17 protein-coding genes are annotated in these 19,216 nt (G+C 36.8%); 6 read left to right on the top strand and 11 right to left on the bottom strand.

Annotated elements, in window-relative coordinates; all coding sequences use genetic code 11:
• Nucleotides 1-55: 55 nt before the first annotated feature.
• The 9 genes from C4F49_RS07345 to C4F49_RS07305 form a co-directional block, all read right to left on the bottom strand.
• Nucleotides 56-496 (bottom strand): HYC_CC_PP family protein, encoded by a 441-nt coding sequence (locus tag C4F49_RS07345; RefSeq protein WP_472908832.1) that lies wholly within the window; start codon nucleotides 494-496, stop codon nucleotides 56-58.
• Nucleotides 497-752: 256 nt separating this feature from the next.
• On the bottom strand, nucleotides 753-1,517 hold the full coding sequence (trpA, locus tag C4F49_RS07340; RefSeq protein ID WP_196935224.1) for a tryptophan synthase subunit alpha: 765 nt from the start codon (nucleotides 1,515-1,517) through the stop codon (nucleotides 753-755).
• Nucleotides 1,518-1,520: 3 nt separating this feature from the next.
• Nucleotides 1,521-2,705, bottom strand: coding sequence for a tryptophan synthase subunit beta (trpB, locus tag C4F49_RS07335; RefSeq protein WP_196935223.1), 1,185 nt, complete (start codon nucleotides 2,703-2,705; stop codon nucleotides 1,521-1,523).
• Complete coding sequence (locus C4F49_RS07330; protein ID WP_196935222.1) at nucleotides 2,702-3,325, bottom strand: phosphoribosylanthranilate isomerase; 624 nt, start codon at nucleotides 3,323-3,325, stop codon at nucleotides 2,702-2,704. Before C4F49_RS07330 ends, trpB begins: the two co-directional genes overlap by 4 nt.
• Nucleotides 3,318-4,307: an anthranilate phosphoribosyltransferase gene (gene trpD, locus C4F49_RS07325; protein ID WP_196935221.1), complete on the bottom strand. Its 990-nt coding sequence runs from the start codon at nucleotides 4,305-4,307 to the stop codon at nucleotides 3,318-3,320. Before trpD ends, C4F49_RS07330 begins: the two co-directional genes overlap by 8 nt.
• Before the next feature lie 209 nt (nucleotides 4,308-4,516).
• Entirely contained in the window at nucleotides 4,517-4,969 is a 453-nt protein-coding gene (locus tag C4F49_RS07320) for a hypothetical protein (protein ID WP_196935220.1), read from the bottom strand.
• An 83-nt stretch (nucleotides 4,970-5,052) separates the two neighbouring features.
• On the bottom strand, nucleotides 5,053-5,274 hold the full coding sequence (locus C4F49_RS07315; RefSeq protein ID WP_028072584.1) for a DUF2795 domain-containing protein: 222 nt from the start codon (nucleotides 5,272-5,274) through the stop codon (nucleotides 5,053-5,055).
• A 133-nt stretch (nucleotides 5,275-5,407) separates the two neighbouring features.
• The gene (locus C4F49_RS07310; RefSeq protein ID WP_196935219.1) at nucleotides 5,408-6,154 is read right to left on the bottom strand and encodes a lysophospholipid acyltransferase family protein; all 747 of its coding nucleotides are present in this window, start codon (nucleotides 6,152-6,154) and stop codon (nucleotides 5,408-5,410) included.
• 85 nt (nucleotides 6,155-6,239) lie between these two features.
• A complete protein-coding gene (locus C4F49_RS07305; RefSeq protein WP_196935218.1) occupies nucleotides 6,240-7,610 on the bottom strand; it encodes a dipeptidase in 1,371 nt (456 codons plus the stop codon).
• 218 nt (nucleotides 7,611-7,828) lie between these two features.
• Between C4F49_RS07305 and C4F49_RS07300 the strand changes: the two genes are divergently transcribed.
• The 4 genes from C4F49_RS07300 to C4F49_RS07285 all read left to right on the top strand — a co-directional run bounded on the left by C4F49_RS07300 (nucleotide 7,829) and on the right by C4F49_RS07285 (nucleotide 14,971).
• A complete protein-coding gene (locus C4F49_RS07300; protein ID WP_196935217.1) occupies nucleotides 7,829-10,591 on the top strand; it encodes an outer membrane beta-barrel protein in 2,763 nt (920 codons plus the stop codon).
• A 2-nt stretch (nucleotides 10,592-10,593) separates the two neighbouring features.
• Nucleotides 10,594-11,388: a GLPGLI family protein gene (locus C4F49_RS07295; protein ID WP_231388231.1), complete on the top strand. Its 795-nt coding sequence runs from the start codon at nucleotides 10,594-10,596 to the stop codon at nucleotides 11,386-11,388.
• A 72-nt stretch (nucleotides 11,389-11,460) separates the two neighbouring features.
• Nucleotides 11,461-14,139 (top strand): outer membrane beta-barrel protein, encoded by a 2,679-nt coding sequence (locus tag C4F49_RS07290; RefSeq protein ID WP_196935215.1) that lies wholly within the window; start codon nucleotides 11,461-11,463, stop codon nucleotides 14,137-14,139.
• Entirely contained in the window at nucleotides 14,132-14,971 is an 840-nt protein-coding gene (locus tag C4F49_RS07285; RefSeq protein ID WP_196935214.1) for a GLPGLI family protein, read from the top strand. Before C4F49_RS07290 ends, C4F49_RS07285 begins: the two co-directional genes overlap by 8 nt.
• 82 nt (nucleotides 14,972-15,053) lie before the next feature.
• On the opposite strand, the gene C4F49_RS07280 is transcribed toward C4F49_RS07285, so the two are convergent.
• Entirely contained in the window at nucleotides 15,054-15,233 is a 180-nt protein-coding gene (locus tag C4F49_RS07280; protein ID WP_196935213.1) for a histone H1, read from the bottom strand.
• A gap of 124 nt (nucleotides 15,234-15,357) precedes the next feature.
• The gene (locus C4F49_RS07275; RefSeq protein WP_196935212.1) at nucleotides 15,358-17,496 is read right to left on the bottom strand and encodes a S46 family peptidase; all 2,139 of its coding nucleotides are present in this window, start codon (nucleotides 17,494-17,496) and stop codon (nucleotides 15,358-15,360) included.
• A 133-nt stretch (nucleotides 17,497-17,629) separates the two neighbouring features.
• Here C4F49_RS07275 and C4F49_RS07270 point away from each other — a divergent pair, with 133 nt between their 5' ends.
• On the top strand, nucleotides 17,630-18,967 hold the full coding sequence (locus C4F49_RS07270) for a DEAD/DEAH box helicase (RefSeq protein WP_196935211.1): 1,338 nt from the start codon (nucleotides 17,630-17,632) through the stop codon (nucleotides 18,965-18,967).
• The gene (locus C4F49_RS07265) at nucleotides 18,967-19,215 is read left to right on the top strand and encodes a hypothetical protein (RefSeq protein WP_196935210.1); all 249 of its coding nucleotides are present in this window, start codon (nucleotides 18,967-18,969) and stop codon (nucleotides 19,213-19,215) included. The genes C4F49_RS07270 and C4F49_RS07265 overlap by 1 nt, the downstream gene beginning before the upstream one ends.
• Nucleotide 19,216: the final 1 nt, after the last annotated feature.

Genomic DNA, 19,216 nt, shown 5'->3' with positions numbered 1-19,216 from the left:
TAAATAGTTGCTGCATACGCTTTGACATGCAGTTAATAATCATTTTACTTTAAAATCAAATTCTGAAAATATTATTTAGAACACATAAATCCGGCGGGATGTTTATGGGTGAACTCTGTATAACAGTTGAATTTTGTGTTAAAACACTATTCAAATTCTGAAAATTATACGTGTTAATCCAGTACAGAGTCGAAATATGAGGGAATAAATAGGGAACGATATCCAAGTGGTTTGCCTGAATAACCTTATCCGTCACTTTTTCAATTTTTACTTGCAGATCCTTACATGAATTGTCGTCTTTGTCGCAAGCCGTGTGTTTTGTGGATTCAGATTCTTTATTTTCATGCTTATGTGCTTTGCACATGTTGCAGGTCTCATGAGAAACTTTCTTGTTCTCCAGAACAGATACGCTAATGTTTTCCGCACATTTATGATAATACACCGTTGCCCCCGTCGACGACAACGAATACAAAAGCATCATGAATATGGAAATCATTCTTCTCACAGAATCAAAGTTAGGAAGTATTTTTTGCTAAAGAAATTTTAATAACATTTTAAATGTAAATTTTTTGTTTATGCTAGAAATATTATTACATTAGTGTTAATAAAATTTACCCTAACCTAATTATGATTTACGATGGATTATTTAGTTCAAAACCCTAACTTCATTTACGGATCGATTGTGCTATTAGCCGTTTCTGCGTTGCTGATTTATAAAGCCTATTGGACCTTACTTAAAAAATTTTAGATGATTATTTCTCTTTTATGGAAGAGATAAATTGAGGAATTTTTTGCAAATAATTTTCCTCTGCTAATAATTTTACAAAAGCGCTTCCGATAATTGCTCCGTCTGAATAAGCAGTTGCTTTGTCGAAAGTGCTTTTGCTTGATATTCCGAAACCTATAATGGTCGGATTGTCCAATTCCATCTCCTGGATTCGTCTGAAATAGCTTTCCGATTCATTGCCAACCTGAAGGTTTTTGCCTGTAGTTGCATTCGATGAAAGTAAATAAATAAATGAGGTGGATAGATTGTCAATCTTTTTTATCCGGTCGGCTGAAGTCTGAGGTGTAACTAGGAAAATATTGCTGATTTCGTATTTCTCGAAAATCGGCTTATAAATTTCTTCATATTCATACATCGGTAAATCGGGAATTATTGTTCCGGTAATTCCGCATTCCTGGCAAGATTTACAGAAATTTTCAACGCCATATTGCATTACTGGATTAAAATAACCCATTAGATATACAGGAATCGAAACAGATTGACGCAAGTCTTTTAATTGCTCAAACAATAAATGCAAGTTCATTCCATTTTGTAAAGCGACTTGTGAACTTTCTTGAATAACGGGTCCATCAGCAACAGGATCTGAATAGGGGAAACCAATTTCTAAAAAATCAGCACCGCTTTCTTCAAGTGTTTTTGCAATGGAAATTGTGCTATCCAAACTTGGATAGCCAGCAGTAAAATATATGGAAAGTAATTTTTTTCCTTTCGGTAAGGTGTTTGATTTCATTTTTTAAAATCCAAAATAAGTCATGTAATTAGCTAAATCTTTATCGCCTCGTCCGGACAGGCAAACAACCACTGAGTCTGAATTTTTCAAGTCCATTTTCTCTAAATAAGCTAGCGCGTGCGCGCTTTCTATGGCAGGGATAATTCCTTCTAATTTTGTCAATAAAAGTCCGGCTTCCATTGCTTCAGCATCCGTAGCATTTCCATAAAGTGCTCTGCCACTTTTGAATAGCCAAGCATGTTGAGGGCCAATTCCTGGATAATCTAATCCCGCAGAAATAGAATAGGGTTCGATGACCTGCCCGTCTTCCGTTTGCATCAAAATGGAACGGCTTCCATGCAAGACACCCTCTTTACCAAGAATGGTTGTCGCTGCGCTTTCGCCTGAATCTACACCATGACCAGCAGCTTCCACAGCAATTAGTTTTACATTTTCTTCATCCAAATAATGATAAAACATACCGGCAGCATTTGAACCACCACCGACGCAAGCTAGCACGTAGTCAGGATTTTCTTTACCAATCTTCCCTACTAACTGCTTTTTGGTTTCTTCCGAAATAATGGATTGAAACCGCGCAACCATGTCTGGATATGGGTGAGGTCCAACCACAGAGCCGATAATGTAATGTGTATCGACCGGGTTGTTTATCCAATCGCGTAATGCCTCGTTTGTCGCATCTTTCAACGTCTTGCTTCCAGAAGTCGCTGGAACTACCGTAGCGCCCATCATTTTCATTCGAGCTACGTTTGGTGCTTGACGCTCGATGTCAATAGCCCCCATGTAAACCACACATTCAAGACCTTTTAATGCGCAGACAGTTGCTGTGGCAACACCATGCTGTCCTGCTCCAGTTTCCGCAATAATCCTTTTTTTACCTAAGCGTTCGGCTAATAAAATCTGTCCAATGGTATTGTTGATTTTGTGAGCTCCGGTATGGTTTAAATCTTCTCGTTTTAAAAAGATATTCGCTCCATATTTTTCAGATAATCGTTTGGCATGATACAATGGGGAAGGTCTTCCAACATAATCTTTCAATAATTGATTAAACTCTTCCTTGAATTTTGGTTCGTTGATGATGGTCAAATATTGCTCTTTTAATTCTTCAACATTTGGATACAGCATTTCTGGAATATAGGCTCCGCCAAATGTGCCATAGTAGCCTTTTTCGTTTACTTGATATTTACTCATTGTATAATGTTCAAAGCTTGTTCAATCAATTTTATGTTTTTTATTCCTGGTTCTGTTTCGAATTTTGAATTTATGTCCAAACCGAATAGGCGAAGGTCATCTAATTTTGCCGCTGAGGCAATATTATCAATTGTCAATCCTCCGCTTAGAAAATAAGGTGTTTGTAACGTGTAATTTTTCAAGATATTCCAGTCAAAGGTTATTCCAGAACCGCCATGGTTTTCAGTTTTTGTGTCAAAAAGAAAAAAGTCAACATCATCTTGATAATCTTTTAGCTGTTCCCAATTAAAGTTTTTATCAATGCCAAATGCTTTTATAATCTGAATGTTTTGACTTTTAAGGTCTTGGCAAAATGCTGGGCTTTCAACACCATGCAGTTGAACTGCATTTAGTTGATACAGTCGGATTTTGCTTTTAATATCATCAAGCGAAGCATCGACAAAAACGCCAACTCTCTGAATCGAACCTAAATCGATGTTATCCAACAAAACGGTTTGGTCGACAAACCTTTTCGATTGTTCATAAAATATCAAACCCATGTAATCAATGGGTAATTTGGATAACAATTCGATATTGTCCAAATTACGCATGCCACAGACTTTAATTTTCAATTTACCCATTTACTAGTTTTTGAAAACTGTTCAATGCTTTTTTGCCCATTAAAGATTCTTCGGCTTCATAATAGCAATCTGCAAATGATTTTTCAGGATGGAATGTCTGAATGCCGAACGCTGCATTTGTCAATACCACATTATTTTGGACATCCGTTCCTTCTGTATTGATAATGGATGTGAAAATTTTCGCAGCATCTTCAACCGTTTCTCCGCCCTCCAACTCTTGAGCAGAAACTTTATCGAAGCCAAGTTCGGAGACTTGATAATAATGTTCGCCAGTATTATTGATGATTTTGAAATCCCCAGTTAAGGAAATTTCATCGTAACCATCCAGTCCGTGTATAATTGTGTACTGTTTCGCTGATTTTTGATACAAATACCCATACAGGCGCGCGAGTTCCAAACTAAAAACACCAACAGACTGAAATTTTGGATTTGTTGGGTTCGTTAATGGACCTAGCATGTTAAAAAATGTTTTAACTCCCAGCGCTTTACGGATTGGAGCTACGGTTTTCATCGCCGGATGAAATAGTGGGGCATGCAGAAAACAGATATTGGCCTCATCCAATTGCTTATTTAAAACCCCTTTGTCATTTGTGAATGTATAGCCTAAATATTCCATCACATTTGAAGAACCGCAACCTGACGAAACACCAACGTTTCCATGCTTCGCAACATGATATCCAGCTCCTGCAACAACAAATGAAGATAGTGTAGAAATGTTAAACGTGTTCTTTCCATCGCCCCCAGTTCCACACATGTCGATTAAATCATATCCGTCAAAATCAAGTTTTAGACACAAATCGTACATAGCATCTCGAAACCCACCTAATTCTTCCACACGAATACTGCGCATACCGAATGTGGTCATAAAAGCGGCGATTTGATGGCTCTCGTATTTTCCGGTCGCAATATTGGTCAGAATCGTGTACGCCTCGGCTCTTGTAAAAGATTTGTACTCAAATAAATGGGTTAATATTTCTTTCATTTTTGTATAATAAAAAAGGCTCACCTAAAAAGGCAAGCCCGCTATATTTTGATTAAATCACTCAAACAATAGGTTTTCGCCACAACGTTATTCGTTGTGCCACCACCAGCTGTTATGTAATTGTTCTACGTTCATTTTTTGATATTGATAACAAATATCTTATATATTGATTAAAAAAGCAAAAATAAATTCAGGAAATTTTGAGAATTTTAATAGGTCACAAAATGCGCCTTTTGATTCCCCTTGGAAACTAAAGTAAATGAGGCAATTTTTTGATTTTCAACAAGCAAAGAAACAAATGTTCGGTCTTTGTATTTCAAAAAATAAATATTTTGTGCTGATTTACCTTCCAAATCAATATCATTCACATCCTTTTTTTGCATTTGAGTAAACGGTATGTATTGAATCTCAGCTAAGTTTTTGGAAGTCAAATTTAGCCTAATCTCTTGTAAAGAAGCTTCCAGATAATCATAAAGTTCTGGATTTGGATGGTTTACAATCACTTGATTGCTAAGAATAATATCAAGTGCTATTTGCTCATTGGCTATCTCTTGGATGAAATTCTTGACAACAAGAAGATTTGACTTAGCCGAATCAATTTCTTGAGCGACTAAAAACTGGGATGAGAAGAAACTGATGAACAGCAAAAAACTAATTTTCATTTTATGTATTTCCAATCTTCGACTGCGCAAAATGAAAATGGATTAAAAAACGCCTGATGATATCAAGCGTTTTTTATAAATTTTTAATACTCATCTTCGTTAAAAAAGAAATCATCTTTGGTCGGATAATCAGGCCAAATCTCTTCAATATTCTCGTAAGGCTCACCATCATCTTCTAAAGATTGTAAGTTCTCAATCACTTCCACAGGAGCACCAGAGCGAATAGCATAATCAATCAATTCATCTTTTGTAGCTGGCCATGGAGCGTCTTCTAAATGTGAGGCTAATTCAAGTGTCCAATACATAGTCTTACAGTTTATTTTAATTTTCGCAAAAATAACATTTAATTTTACTATAACAAGTCTTAGCTGTTGATAATTGAATGTCAAATCATAACTATCAGACTATTAATAATATAAAATTTTGTAAAACTATTGTTTATTTCTTGCTTTTGAAGCTTAACCAGCAAGAATTCATCTTTGTGTAGAGTTCTTCTTCAATTGAATTAAACTGGTTTGGATAGGCTTTTTGAGAGTCTATTGGCTTTAAAATCGAAATCAAAATTTTACCTGGTTTCGACCCAAATCTACTTCCGTCGTCCCAAAAGATTTGCCAAGCATTATGAATGATAACTGGAATAATTGCGACGTTATTTTCTGTCGCCATTTTAAAGGGGCCGGCTTTAAATGGATGCAATCTTGGAGGGAATTCGTCATCTATTTTTCCTTCGGGAAACACCACCAAGCTCTTTCCTTCCTTCAGTAACTCATTTCCTTTTTTAAATGCTTTGTAGGAAGAGATTTTACTGTTTCGGTCGACAGCTATATCAATGGATTTAAAAAATATGCGCGTGACCGGATTTTTTAGCAACTCAATTTTCCCCATAAATGAAAAAGGCAGAGGACATAAGTAAGTTAGGGCCGTAATGTCCAAAATAGATGTGTGATTGGGACAAATTACGTATGGTTTTGTCCAGTCGATTTCTGATTCGTATTCGACCTGAAATCGAAAACCCACGGAGTAAGCACCAAAAAGACTAATCCACTTTCTAATAAAGACGATTTGATTGTAATATTTTTTTGGATTTCGAGCAAATAACCAGAGTACAGGAAATGCAACTATGAAAAAAAATAAAACCGAAATTAGGTAGAGAATCCGATGTAGTTTTTTTAAATAGGTTTTCATTAATCCCTGATACTATAAATTGAGTGCGCTTAATAATCGGTAAAAAAAATAGGTTCACTTATTGTAAGTGAACCTAAAATTACTATTATTTGCTTAATTCAGCATAATATTTATGAAATAGGGGAATCGTTTCAATTCCTTTCAAGTAGTTCTCAATTCCGTATTTCTCGTTTGGAGAATGTAAATTATCACTATCCAATCCAAATCCTAGCAACACAGTTTTGATACCTAATTCTTTTTCAAAAAGAGCAACAATCGGAATAGAACCACCGCCTCTTGTTGGGATAGGTTTTTTGTTAAACGTTTCTTCCAGTGCTTTTTCAGCAGCTTTATAGGCTACACTATCTGTAGGCGTAACAACTGGTTCTCCACCATGATGAGGTTTCACTTCAACTTTCACGTTTTTAGGTGCAATTTTTTCAAAGTGGTTTTTGAATAATGTAGTGATTCGTTCTGAATTTTGATTCGGAACCAAACGCATCGAAATTTTAGCGAAAGCTTTAGAAGGCAAAACAGTTTTTGCTCCTTCGCCGATATAGCCGCCCCAGATTCCGTTAACTTCTAAAGTCGGACGAATACCTGTGCGCTCAATTGTTGTGTATCCTTTTTCTCCCCACAATTCTGAAACACCTAGATCCGTCTTGTATTCTTCAATATCAAATGGAGCTTCATTTAATTCTTTTCTCTCTTCAGCGGATAATTCAAGTACATCATCATAGAATCCTGGAATGGCAATGTGATTATTTTCATCATGTAACGAAGCGATTAATTTCGCAAGGATTGTCGCTGGATTCCCAACAGCACCTCCATAAACGCCTGAATGCAAATCTCTATTTGGGCCAGTGACTTCAACCTCAACATAAGACAAACCTCTTAAACCTGTTTCCAACGACGGTTGTTCTAAGCTAATCATCGACGTGTCAGAAATGACGATAACATCTGCTTTTAAACGTTCTTTATTCGCAGCAACAAAAATCCCTAAGTTAGCAGAACCTACTTCTTCTTCACCTTCAATCATAAATTTGATGTTGCAGGCTAGTTCATCATTCTGCATCATGTATTCGAAAGCTTTTACATGCATGTAAAATTGTCCTTTATCATCAGCAGAACCGCGAGCATAGATTTTTCCGTCACGAATCGTTGGTTCAAATGGTGGCGTTTCCCAAAGTTCAATCGGATCAGCTGGTTGTACATCGTAATGACCGTAAACTAAAACTGTTGGCAAGTTTGCATCAAATATTTTTTCGCCATAAACAATTGGATAGCCTGCTGTCGGGCACACTTCAACTTTGTCAGCTCCAGCTTCTTTTAACTTTTCAGCAACATAATTTGCTGTTTTCACCACATCATCTTTGTATTTAGGGTCAGCACTTACGGACGGGAAGCGCAATAATTCAAACAATTCATCTAGGAAGCGTTGTTTGTTCGCTTCTACGTAATTTTTAATCTTTTGCATCTTGTAAAATTTGTTCCAAAATTAAGCATTTAAATTTTTTAAAATAAATTGTAACAAAATTTACTAATTTCATACTAATGATGTATGGAAATCGACCGAAAATTTCATCACAGTAACTTAGGTGTTAAATCTTTGTTAATTCAAACCATCGATTTTGATAGAATAAATAAATACGATATTTTCGTAGAAAACTAGTAATTGCCAATTTTTTTAATAATATGAACAAACTAACCTCCGTATTTTTGATGCTGCTTTTTTCAGCAGTAACTTTTCAAGGATACGCGCAATCTAAACTAACAGGCAAGATTGTCGATGAAGCCGATAAGGCTGCATTAAGAAACGCAACGATCATGCTTTTGCAAGCCAAAGACTCTATTCTCGTTGATTTTACACGAGCAGATGAAAATGGAAAATTTTCTTTGACCAAAATTGACAGCATCGATCATTTGCTGATTGTAAGCTATCCTAAGTATGGAGAATCCTACAAAGAATTTCAAAAAAGTTCGCAGAGCGAAGATCTAGGTAACATCGAGTTATCGAGCATCGCCAACTTAATTGAAGAAGTTTTGGTAACGGGAAAGATTCCAATTGTCATTAAAGGCGATACAACAGAGTACGATGCTTCGAGTTTCACGGTAGAAAAGAATGCGAAGGTAGAAGATTTACTAAAAGTGCTTCCCGGAATTACGGTTGATGCTTCCGGTAAAATTACGGCGCAAGGGAAAACAGTAGAAAAAGTTTTAGTTGACGGAGAGGAGTTTTTTGGTGATGACCCGACACTAGTGACGCGAAATATCCGTTCGGACATGGTTGATAAAGTGCAGGTGTATGAAAAGAAATCTGAGCAGACAGAACGTACTGGCGTAGATGACGGTGAACGCATACAAACAATCAATGTGAAGCTGAAAGAAGATGCCAAAAAAGGAGTTTTCGGAAAAGCAGAAGCTGCTGGCGGTACAGACGGATACTATTTAGGGAAATTAGCCTTCAATAAATTTAATGGTTCTCAAAAAATCGGTGGATATGTCTTGGGAGCAAATGATGGAACCGTCAATTTAGATTGGGAAGAAAGCGAGAAATTTGGAACATCGGATATGGATGTTCAGGTTAATGATGACGGATCCACAAATTTCTCGTACACAGGCGATGAATTTAGTTATTGGGATGGCAGAGGGATGCCTAGAGCGATTTCTACAGGTTTGACGTATTTAGATAACTGGAACGAAAATAAGCATAAACTTAACTTAAGTTATAAATTCGGTAGGATTGAAAATGACGGAATTAGTGGTTCAATTTCTCAAAATAATTTGGAAGGGGGTGTTTTAAATAGCAATACATCTTCAACAAACTATACGGACAATCAGCGTCACCGTGTGAATGCTAAATATGACTGGAAATTGGATTCATTATCCACATTGACCGTACGAGTTTCAGGTAGTAAAGGTTTAATTAGATCTGATGAGACCTATGATGCTTTTTCAACAAATGCATTGTTGGACACGTTAAATACTAATAGCAGAGTTCAAAATACGAAATCACATAATTCTGAATTTACCTATGATGGATTGTTCACTCGCAAATTTCTTAAAGCAGGAAGATCAATTACGTTAAGATTAGCTGGAAATATTTCCGACCGCGATGGAGAAACTTTCCTTAAATCAGCTACCGATTTCTATGTTGATGGTGCGATTGATAGCACAAGTAATATCGACCAATTCAAAGATATTACTAGTAAAATCAATAATTTGCGAGCATCTGCAACCTATACCGAACCGATAACGAAAAAGCTGAATGCTGCCATTGGGTATGAATACAATAACGGAACAAACAATTCGGTCAATAATTCTTTTAATAACGTTGGAGGTGCTTATACTGAATTAGATGAAGAGTTTAGTAATGATTTCGATTACACAACTGTTCGAAATGCAGCGAACCTATCATTGAATTATAAGAGTGAAAAGTTTGATTTTAACATTAATAATGTCGTTCGCAATGATGATATGTTGCAACGAAATAATAACACGGATACGGAATTAGACCGATCGTTTACAACGTACAATCCTTCAGCGATGCTTTCGTATAAAATTTCAAAAAACAAAGCTTTGAGATTCAATTACACACGGAATAACATCATGCCTGGATTATCCCAAATACAGCCGTTAAGGCAAAATACGGATCCGTTGAATATCTTAGAAGGTAATGAAAACTTGAAACCTTCTCAGACGGATAGTTATAATTTGAACTATAACTCATACAATTTGCTTAAGAATTCTTACGTCTATTTTGGCGGAAGTTTTGTTCAGAGACATAACTCTATTCAACAAAACTTAAATATAGACACAGCTGGTGTAACAACTAGGTTCTTTGAAAACATGACGGAGAAAGTCGCTAACTCAGCAAATTTCTGGGGAGGAACGCACTTTAATTTGATTAAAAAATATAAAATCGAAGGAAATGTTGGTTTAAATGGAAACTACTCAACTAGCGCCAACTACATTAACGGTTCGTTAAATGAGAATGAAAGCTTTAACTACGGCTTGCGTTTGGGATTGAGCAAGAACACAACGAAAAACTTAGATTTTTATATGAGTTTCTCGCCGGGCTTTAGAACAATCAAAACCACGTTGCAACCAGCTTCAAATAGTGAAGGTTTTACATTCGAAAGTTACAACTCATTGACATACTACTTGCCGATGAAATTCAAAATATACTCGGAGATTACTTATTCTTACGAAGCGCCAACAGAAGCGTTTAACGAAAAATTTGATCGTATGATTATCAAACCCGGAGTTTCAAGAAAATTCCTGAAGAATGAAAGTTTAGTGGTTGATTTTTATGTGAATGATTTGCTTAACCAAAATGTTGGGTTTAGAAGATATCAATCTGGAAGTACAATTAGACAGGACAGTTACAACACCATTTCTCGCTATTTTATGTTAAAATTAAGTTGGGATTTTACATCAATGAAAGGAGCTAACTAAAAATGAAAATGATTTTTAAAAATATATTATTAGTATTTGTTATTGGCTTAATTGCTCAAACGACAAAAGCACAATACGCTTATTTTCCTACTGAAGGGCAGATAACATTCGATAAAACAGTCCATGTTAAAAATCTTTTGAAAAGACACATAGCCTCTCTAAAAGACGACAACTTTTCGAAAAGCTACTTTACCCAAATATTGGATAAAGCTCCTGAAACAGTTGTGCTGAAAAAGAAATTATCTTTCACGCCAGACGAAGCCAGTTTTGAGCATGTTAAAGAAGATTATCTTCCATTGATTAGCCAGCTCATGCAACAAGGGATTTTGGATTATCAAGTCAATTCTTATGAAAATTTTAAGACAAAGCAATACAAAGCTGCTTTCGATGTCGGCGGTAGTCCAATTCTTATTCAAGATTCTTTGCTGAAAGTGAAATGGAAAATCACGAACGAGTATAGAAACATTGCTGGGTATGATTGCAGAAGAGCCAATGGACTTACATTAGACTCAGTGTATGTTGTTGCATTTTATACGGACCAAATCCCAAGCACTTCGGGGCCAGGTTCTTTAAATGGACTTCCTGGGATGATTTTAGGGCTTGTTGTGCCAGAACAGCATTATAATATCTACGCAACGAAAGTTGATTTTACAGCTCCTGTTATTAAATCTGAGCTAGGTAAAAAGAAAGATAAACCATTGACAAGAAAAGAGTTATATACTCAACTAAAAAGCACATTGGGCGATTGGTTGAGCACAGCCCAATTTAATCTAATCATGGCTGCGATGTATTTGTAAGTGTATTTTTACAGGAGCATATCGAATAATAGGTTATTTTTGAAGTATTAATCAACCTTAATCTATTTTCTAATGAAAGGAATTTTTTTCCTTATGCTCCTGTTTTTTTCCTTTCAATATGTTTCTGCTCAAGAATCTATCAAGGGAAAAATTATTGATAAGGGAGAATCCAAACCTATTGAAAATGTCTCCGTTGTCTTGCTGACAGCTGATTCCATCCTTTCCAAATTTACTAGAACTTCTGAAACTGGCGCCTTTGAATTAAAAGATGTCAAGAATGGCTCATACATTTTAATTTTGACCTACCCGAAATATGAAGTGTTGTCAAAAGTAATCGAGGTCAGAGATGAGCCGGTTCAGGTAAATGAAATTGCATTAAGTTCTCAAAGTTTATTGATTGAAGAAGTTGTTATTTCCCAAAAAATTCCGATTCGCATAAAAGGGGATACGATTGAATACGATGCGGGAAGTTTTGAAACAGAAAAAAATGCCAAGCTTGAAGACCTTTTTAGGCGATTGCCTGGAATGACAGTTTCTTCTGATGGAACAGTTACTGCGAATGGGAAAACGGTTTCTAAAGTATTGATTGATGGTGAAGAGTTTTTTGGCTATGACCCAAAAATCGCAATACGCAATGTTCGAGCTGATGCCGTAGATAAAGTTCAGGTTTATGAGCGTAAATCGGAAAGGGCAGAATTGACAGGAATCGATGATGGCGAACGTATACAAACGGTGAACGTCGTTCTCAAAGAAGAAGCGAAGAAGGGGATTTTCGGAAACGTGGAAGGTAATTTTGGAACCCAAGAATTATTTGATGCAGGTCTTTTTGTCGCCAAATTCAATCAAGCAGAACGATTCGGCATAACCGGAAACTGGAACAACATGGGAAATACCGGTGGTGGCGGACGAATTCGTTCCAACAACCAGATTACGGGAAATCCGGAATATAAATCCATTGGCGGTAATTATGAGAACAGGCTTTTTCAGAAACGCATGCGGTTTACGTCTAATTATAATTACAACCACAACACCAACGAAACCGAACGAGAAAGCTACAATAAAGAATTACTTCCTGATCGTATTCAAGAATCGAGAGGAACGTCAAGTAATCAAACGTCAAATCGAAATCACAGTTTCAGAGCGCAATCAAATTTTAGAATAGATTCTGTCCGAAACTTAAACATCAATCTTAATGCGAATTTTGGTAACGGAACAAATAGCAATCGTTCGGAACGAACAACTTGGAAGGATACCGATTTCAAATTAAATGATTTCGAAGAGACTAATCAAAGCTTTTCAAATCGGAGCAATGCTGGTTTGCGTCTGGATTATCGAAAGCGTTTAAACGCGAATGGACGGAATATTAATGTGCACTTCAACACAAATTTCTCCAACAACGATTCCGAAACGAGAGTAAATTCTACAACCGATTTTTATTCCGGTGCAGTGTTGGATAGCACGCGCGTGATTAACCAATTGCGCATGAGCGATAACAGCAATGGAAATATTGAAGCGCAGGTCAACTTATCTGAACAGTTCTTCAATAGAAAATTGAATGTTACTCTTGGATATTCCATAGAGAACAGCAATCGGAAGGACCGGACGGATGCATTCAACGCATCATCTTCAACTGAATTCAATGAATTAGATTCGGCTTATTCCAAAAATGAGTCCAATAATGTTTTGCAAAATGGAGCGAATCTGAGCCTGAATTTCAATACTGAAAAATGGAATATTAATGTCTCCAACAATCTAAGCAATCGAATACAAAATTTGGGAGATACCTACAGAGAAATTGATTTGGAGCGTAGCTTTTGGCAAAATAGCCTAAATTCGAATGCGAACTATAAGATTTCGAATTCTAAGAGCATGCAATTTAGCTATCAGAACCGTACTACTGTGCCGAGCTTTGAACAATTGCAACCCTTTCAGCCTCGAACGAATGAATTGTTCCAACAACTAGGAAACCCTAATTTAAAGCGAGCAATTAACAATACGTATAACTTAAACTATAATTCATTCAAGCTCTTAAAATCTTCCAATTTTAACGTCAATACAAGTTTCAATACGACCCACAATCCAATTGTAAACATGACAATCATTGAAGACAATGGTAAACGTGTCAGCACATTCTACAATATTTCGGATAAAGTAAATTGGAATCTAAATGGCTATGCTGGGTATTCACAACCTGTTTTGTCTAATTTTATGGTTTTTTCTCCATCTATTTCATCTAATTTATCGAAGAGTTTTAATTTTCTGAATGGAGAATTAAATGAGACAAATTCCAACACAAACAGGTTGAATCTGGGTCTGGAAAAACAGACGCTAAAAACCGTAGATGTTGAATGGCGTGCTTTTATCGGAGCGACAACACAAAGAACTTCGCTGCAGCCACATTTAAATAGTACGAACCTGACAACGGGTACCAATGCAACGGTTAATTATTATCTTCCTTATAAATTTAATGTGATGCAAGTCATCCATTACAATTTAACAGGTAAAACAAAAGTATATCCAACAGCAATTCATCAATTCTACATGAATTTGGAGCTGAACAAGAAATTGTTGAAAAGCCAAGATCTGATTTTAAGTGTGAAAGCATTTGATATCTTCAATACATTTAATAACATCAATCGTTCCCTTGGCGGAACAGATTATTCGGAAACTCAAGTTGAAATTCTTACTCAATATTTTATGGTTGGTTTGAAATGGGATTTTAATAAAAATTTAGGCAAGAAAAATGATTAGGGTTATTTACTTTTTGATACTGGCAGGCTGTATCTCTACACAAAACCTGCATGCGCAGTATGTTTATTTTCCGGCTAAAGGAACTATCTATTTCGAAAAAACAGATCATCCAAAGGCGAGGATACGGCAGATGATGAATAGCCAATCGAACAACAGAGGTGGAGGATTTTGGGGGAATATTGACCAAATGCCTGAAACGCGTGTTTCGCAATATGTCATGAAGTTTGACCAAACGCAGTCATTAATGCAAAATGTGGTTGACAAAACAGAAAGCACATCAAACAATTCGAACCGTTCGAGGGGTAATAGCCGGTTTGGAGGGCAGATGCGGGTCAGCGTGGGAGGCGGAGGAGCATTTTCTTCGAACGAACAAAAAATGTATTATCAGAATATCAAAACAAGCCAATCTAAGGTGCAGATTGAGTTGGATGAAATTTATGTTTTAGAAGATTCTTTGCAAGAAATTACTTGGCGCTTTACGGATGAATACCGCCAGATAGCAGGCTATGATTGCCGCAGAGTCAACGGGGCCACTAAAGATTCGTTATACCTGGTTGCATTCTATACAGACCAAATTCCTTTAGGCAGTGGACCAATTCTAGCGCATGGTTTGCCAGGGATGATTTTGGGCTTAGCGATTCCAGAAATGCATATCAATTATTGGGCAACCAAAGTGGAATTTTCGAATGAAGATGTCAGCAGAAATTGGGAGGACAAAAAAGCAAAGGCTTTGAAAACAAATGATTTTGCAGATTTGATTTTACGTCAAATGCGTGGAAGAGGAGGTCAGGATGTCTCTCGGCGAAAATTTTTAGAACAGCTTTATTACTAAAGTAGGGCAGAAGAACTAAAAATAAAAAAAGGCTTGATTTTATTAATAAAATCAAGCCTTTTTATGGTTCTAGTAAATCCGATTACTTACCAGAGTTTTTCTTCTCAGTAACTTCGTTACGTAGTTCTTGAGCTAAAGTTTTCGTGTCTTGCAAACCTTTACGAAGACGAGTACCTGCTGCTGAGTTACCGTTGTTGAAGAATTTGTCTGCATCTGCTTCTAAAGAAGCAACTAGCTCTTTTAATTTAGTGTAGTTTTCCATTTTTAATTATATAATTTTAGTTTTCATTAATTAACACCCTAAGATATCATAAATATACAAATTCAACGAAATAACGCATAAAATTTATATATTTTTTCAAAAAAAATATTTTCTCAAGTGGATGTTACTCCACAATCGTCAATTCATCTATGATATTTTGTGCGCCGGCAAACTTGTCGATGATGAACAAAACATAACGAATATCAACCGATATTGTGCGTTGTAATTTTGGGTCAAAAATAACATCTCCTGCCATAGCTTCGATATTACCATCAAAAGCCAGACCAATTAATTCGCCATTGCCATTTAATACTGGAGAACCTGAATTTCCGCCTGTAATATCTTCATCACTCAAAAAATTAACTGGCATGTAACCTTCTTTGGAAGCATAACGTCCATAATCTTTGGCTTCGTACAAATCGATTAAACGCTGTGGCAAGTCGAATTCATCGTCTCCAGGCTGATATTTAGCAATTGTGCCTTGCAAAGTAGTGTAATTGTTCACTTTTGCGTCATTGCGTTTGTCTGCGGGTAATGCACGGATTTTACCATAAGTTAATCGCAACGTAGAATTCGCATCTGGGTAATATTTCCCGTCAGGGTCGCTTGCTAAGACACCAGCAATGTATTTGCGGTAGGCTGTCTGGAAGTTGTCGCTCAATGTTTCTGATTCAGGACTTGTCTCACGGTATTTCTTCATCAAGGAATCAGAAATTTTGAATAATGGGTCATTTTGAACTGCTGAAGCACTTGGATTTTGTAAGAATGCTTCTACTTTTTCTTTAGAGCCAAAAATCGAGCTAGAGAAGGCATTTGTAACATCAGTTTTGAAATCTCCGCTGTTTTTGCCTTTTAATTCTGTGATGTATGGTGCAATAGTGCCACCTTTTGACGCATAAAGATTCAATTCATCAGACAATACGTCAATTTCTAATGGAAGATAAATCTTCTCGTAGCTGCTATTTACAGCTGCTTGCAACCTTGGCAACATCTCAGCGCGTTTTGCTTCATTTTCATTTGCATATTGGATAAATGCATTTCCTAAGCTCGAAGGAAGCGCAGCAAATGTTGAGGAGCGCAACATGCCCATCAAGTAATTATCATGTCTTGCTTTCTCGTTTGTTTTTGCGTAATAATCGTTGATTGTCGCAATGACATTTCCGTACTCGGCTTTATTAGCCGGCTTGTTTGCCCATTTGTTGAATTTCTTTTCAGCATTGGCTTTGCTAGCCGCTGTTTTGTGTAAGGTCAATGCATCAATCATACCTTGTCTGTTTTTCCAATAATTGGCTACGCCAGAATATTTGGACGCATAATTAAGGTTTACAGCTTGGTCTTTGTCCATGTATTTTTTCATGGCATCCATTCCCACTTTTGAAGCTTCAACCCAAGCAGGGTAAGCGAATTTCACATTTTGGTCAATTCCTGCTGCATTCATCCAGCGGTTTGTGCGTCCTGGGTAACCAAGAATCATCGAGAAGTCACCTTCTTTGATTCCTTTGATGCTGATAGGCAAATGGTACTTAGGTTTCAACGGAACGTTTGCAGTTGAGTAGGGAGCAGGATTCCCGTTTTGGTCTGCATACACTCTGAAGATAGAAAAATCTCCAGTGTGGCGAGGCCATTCCCAGTTATCGGTATCTCCACCGAACTTGCCAATGCTGCTTGGAGGAGTACCTACCAAACGAACGTCTGTGTAATCCTGATAAACGAAGTAGTAATATTCATTTCCGTTGTAAAATGATTTTACCGAAACGACATATTTGCCACCCTCATTGTTTTCTTTTTCGATTTTAGCAATTTCCTGATTAATGATTTTTTCTCTTTCTTTTTCAGACATCGAATCATTGACCAATCCTAAAATACGTTTAGAGACATCGTCCATGCGTACAAAAAAGCGCACGAACAATGATTTTGGTTTTAATTCTTCAGACAATGATTTGGCCCAAAAACCATCTGTTAAATGGTCATTTTCTGGTGTTGATAGTTCGGCAATCGCGCCGTATCCACAATGGTGATTCGTGAAAACCAATCCATTACCTGAAACAATTTCTGCTGTACATCCGCCGTTGAACTGGACAATGGCATCTTTCAGACTTGAATTATTGATGCTGTAGATTTCTTCAGCAGTTAATTTAAGTCCTTTTTTCTGCATATCTGCTTCATTTAATTTCTTCAGATGCATTAAAAACCACATTCCTTCGTCTGCGAATGCGCTAATACTTACTGCACAAAGCAGTACTAAACTCCATAATTTTTTCATATAATCTTATTAAACGATAAGCAAAGTTGGTTTAATTCCTGAATAAATCAAAATTCCAGATAAAATGTTATTCATTTAACCATTCTTTGGCTACTTATCCTCGCTATAGCCTAGCTTTTCTTATCTTTGTCGAATGCAAAAATCATTTAGCGATTTTAAATTCAACAAGCAAATTTGGGATGCAATCGCAGAAGCGGGTTATACAGTTCCGACTGAAATCCAAGAGAAAGCGATTATGCCGACTTTGGCCGGGCAAGATATCATGGGCATCGCCCAAACCGGAACTGGAAAAACCGCAGCTTTCGTATTGCCTCTTTTAATGAAATTAAAATATGCACAAGGACAAGATGCCCGTGCGTTAATTTTAACGCCGACACGCGAATTGGCGATGCAAATCGAAGAAAATATACAACAGTTCTCCACCTATTTGGATTTGCGCACTGTTTTGCTGTTTGGAGGCTTAGGCCCAAAAACGCAGAAGGAGAAATTAAAACTTGGTGTGGATATCATTGTGGCGACTCCTGGACGTTTTCTGGAGTTGTATTTAGATGGCGACATCAATACCAAGTCGTTGAAATTTCTGGTCATGGATGAAGCCGATAAAATGATGGATATGGGATTCATTGGAAAAATCCATAGAATCCTAGAAGTTGTTCCTCGCAAACGCCAAAATCTGTTGTACTCAGCGACAATGAGTGAATTGGTTCGGAAAATAGCGGGTGATTTTTTAGCTTTTCCAACGGTAATTGAGGTTAGCGAGCAGGCAACACCAGCGAAAACAGTTACGCAAACGCTGTATCATGTTCCAAATTTGAAGACGAAGCTTAATTTGTTGCAATACCTATTGAAAGATGATGAAGCTTTCCATCGATTGATTATTTTTTGCAAAACGAAACAAGTCGCTGATAATGTGTTTCATTTTCTGGAAAGGAAATATGCTGAAGATGAAGTTCGAGTAATTCATGCAAACAAAGGACAGAATACGCGTATCAACTCCATCAATGCATTTAAAGAAGGAAATATCCGCATTCTTGTGGCGACAGATGTAGCTGCGAGAGGATTGGATGTTTCAAATGTGAGCCACGTAATCAATTTTGATGTACCCATCATTATTGAAGATTATGTGCACAGGATAGGACGAACGGGAAGAGCATTCAACGAAGGTGATGCCATCACGTTTAGCAATCCTGCCGAAGAATATTACATTAAGAAAATTGAAAAGCTGATTCGTCAGCAAATTCCTGTGAAGGAATTGCCAGCCGATGTTTTTGTTGAAAAGACAGGTTTTGACGAGAAGCAAGCAATCGCGAGAGAGATAGATTTACAAATCAGAAAAGATAATCCAGATTTTCAAGGAGCTTTTCATGAGAAGAAAAATGCAAAGAAATTTGCGAAAATTAATGCAGAGCGTAAGAAGAAAGTCGCGGGTAAACCGAGATTGAAATCAGTAAAGAAATCGCCTAAGAAATAATGAAGATTCAGCTTACACCAATAAATATCGTCATTGCATGCGTCTTAGCCTATTACATTTCCGAATGGGGCGAAGACAGAATGACATTTTCATGGTGGTGGCTGATTCTTTGGACTTTTGTGTTGCTAGTCATTGACCTCTTGTTTAGGTTAATCTTTAAAGACAGCAAAAGAATCTGGTTCTTACAGCTAGCATTCGTCATCATCGTAGGTATGTTGATGGTTTTAATAAAATTGAGTTTGAATTGAT

Origin of the sequence: Sphingobacterium hungaricum (assembly GCF_015210005.1) — a bacterium.
In the GTDB taxonomy this organism is placed as follows: domain Bacteria; phylum Bacteroidota; class Bacteroidia; order Sphingobacteriales; family Sphingobacteriaceae; genus Sphingobacterium; species Sphingobacterium hungaricum.
The sequence above is the reverse complement of the archived record's forward strand: the minus strand, read 5'-3'. Positions and strand labels throughout refer to the sequence as shown.

Coding starts and splice junctions, on each gene's coding strand:
- C4F49_RS07290 (WP_196935215.1), top strand. CDS start 11,461: ATGAAAGGAATTTTTTTCCTTATGCTCCTGTTTTTTTCCTTTCAATAT.
- C4F49_RS07300 (WP_196935217.1), top strand. CDS start 7,829: ATGAACAAACTAACCTCCGTATTTTTGATGCTGCTTTTTTCAGCAGTA.
- C4F49_RS07305 (WP_196935218.1), bottom strand. CDS start 7,610: ATGCAAAAGATTAAAAATTACGTAGAAGCGAACAAACAACGCTTCCTA.
- C4F49_RS07270 (WP_196935211.1), top strand. CDS start 17,630: ATGCAAAAATCATTTAGCGATTTTAAATTCAACAAGCAAATTTGGGAT.
- C4F49_RS07265 (WP_196935210.1), top strand. CDS start 18,967: ATGAAGATTCAGCTTACACCAATAAATATCGTCATTGCATGCGTCTTA.
- trpA (WP_196935224.1), bottom strand. CDS start 1,517: ATGAAATCAAACACCTTACCGAAAGGAAAAAAATTACTTTCCATATAT.
- C4F49_RS07275 (WP_196935212.1), bottom strand. CDS start 17,496: ATGAAAAAATTATGGAGTTTAGTACTGCTTTGTGCAGTAAGTATTAGC.
- C4F49_RS07315 (WP_028072584.1), bottom strand. CDS start 5,274: ATGTATTGGACACTTGAATTAGCCTCACATTTAGAAGACGCTCCATGG.
- C4F49_RS07310 (WP_196935219.1), bottom strand. CDS start 6,154: ATGAAAACCTATTTAAAAAAACTACATCGGATTCTCTACCTAATTTCG.
- C4F49_RS07280 (WP_196935213.1), bottom strand. CDS start 15,233: ATGGAAAACTACACTAAATTAAAAGAGCTAGTTGCTTCTTTAGAAGCA.
- C4F49_RS07320 (WP_196935220.1), bottom strand. CDS start 4,969: ATGAAAATTAGTTTTTTGCTGTTCATCAGTTTCTTCTCATCCCAGTTT.
- C4F49_RS07285 (WP_196935214.1), top strand. CDS start 14,132: ATGATTAGGGTTATTTACTTTTTGATACTGGCAGGCTGTATCTCTACA.
- trpD (WP_196935221.1), bottom strand. CDS start 4,307: ATGAAAGAAATATTAACCCATTTATTTGAGTACAAATCTTTTACAAGA.
- C4F49_RS07330 (WP_196935222.1), bottom strand. CDS start 3,325: ATGGGTAAATTGAAAATTAAAGTCTGTGGCATGCGTAATTTGGACAAT.
- C4F49_RS07295 (WP_231388231.1), top strand. CDS start 10,594: ATGAAAATGATTTTTAAAAATATATTATTAGTATTTGTTATTGGCTTA.
- trpB (WP_196935223.1), bottom strand. CDS start 2,705: ATGAGTAAATATCAAGTAAACGAAAAAGGCTACTATGGCACATTTGGC.
- C4F49_RS07345 (WP_472908832.1), bottom strand. CDS start 496: ATGATTTCCATATTCATGATGCTTTTGTATTCGTTGTCGTCGACGGGG.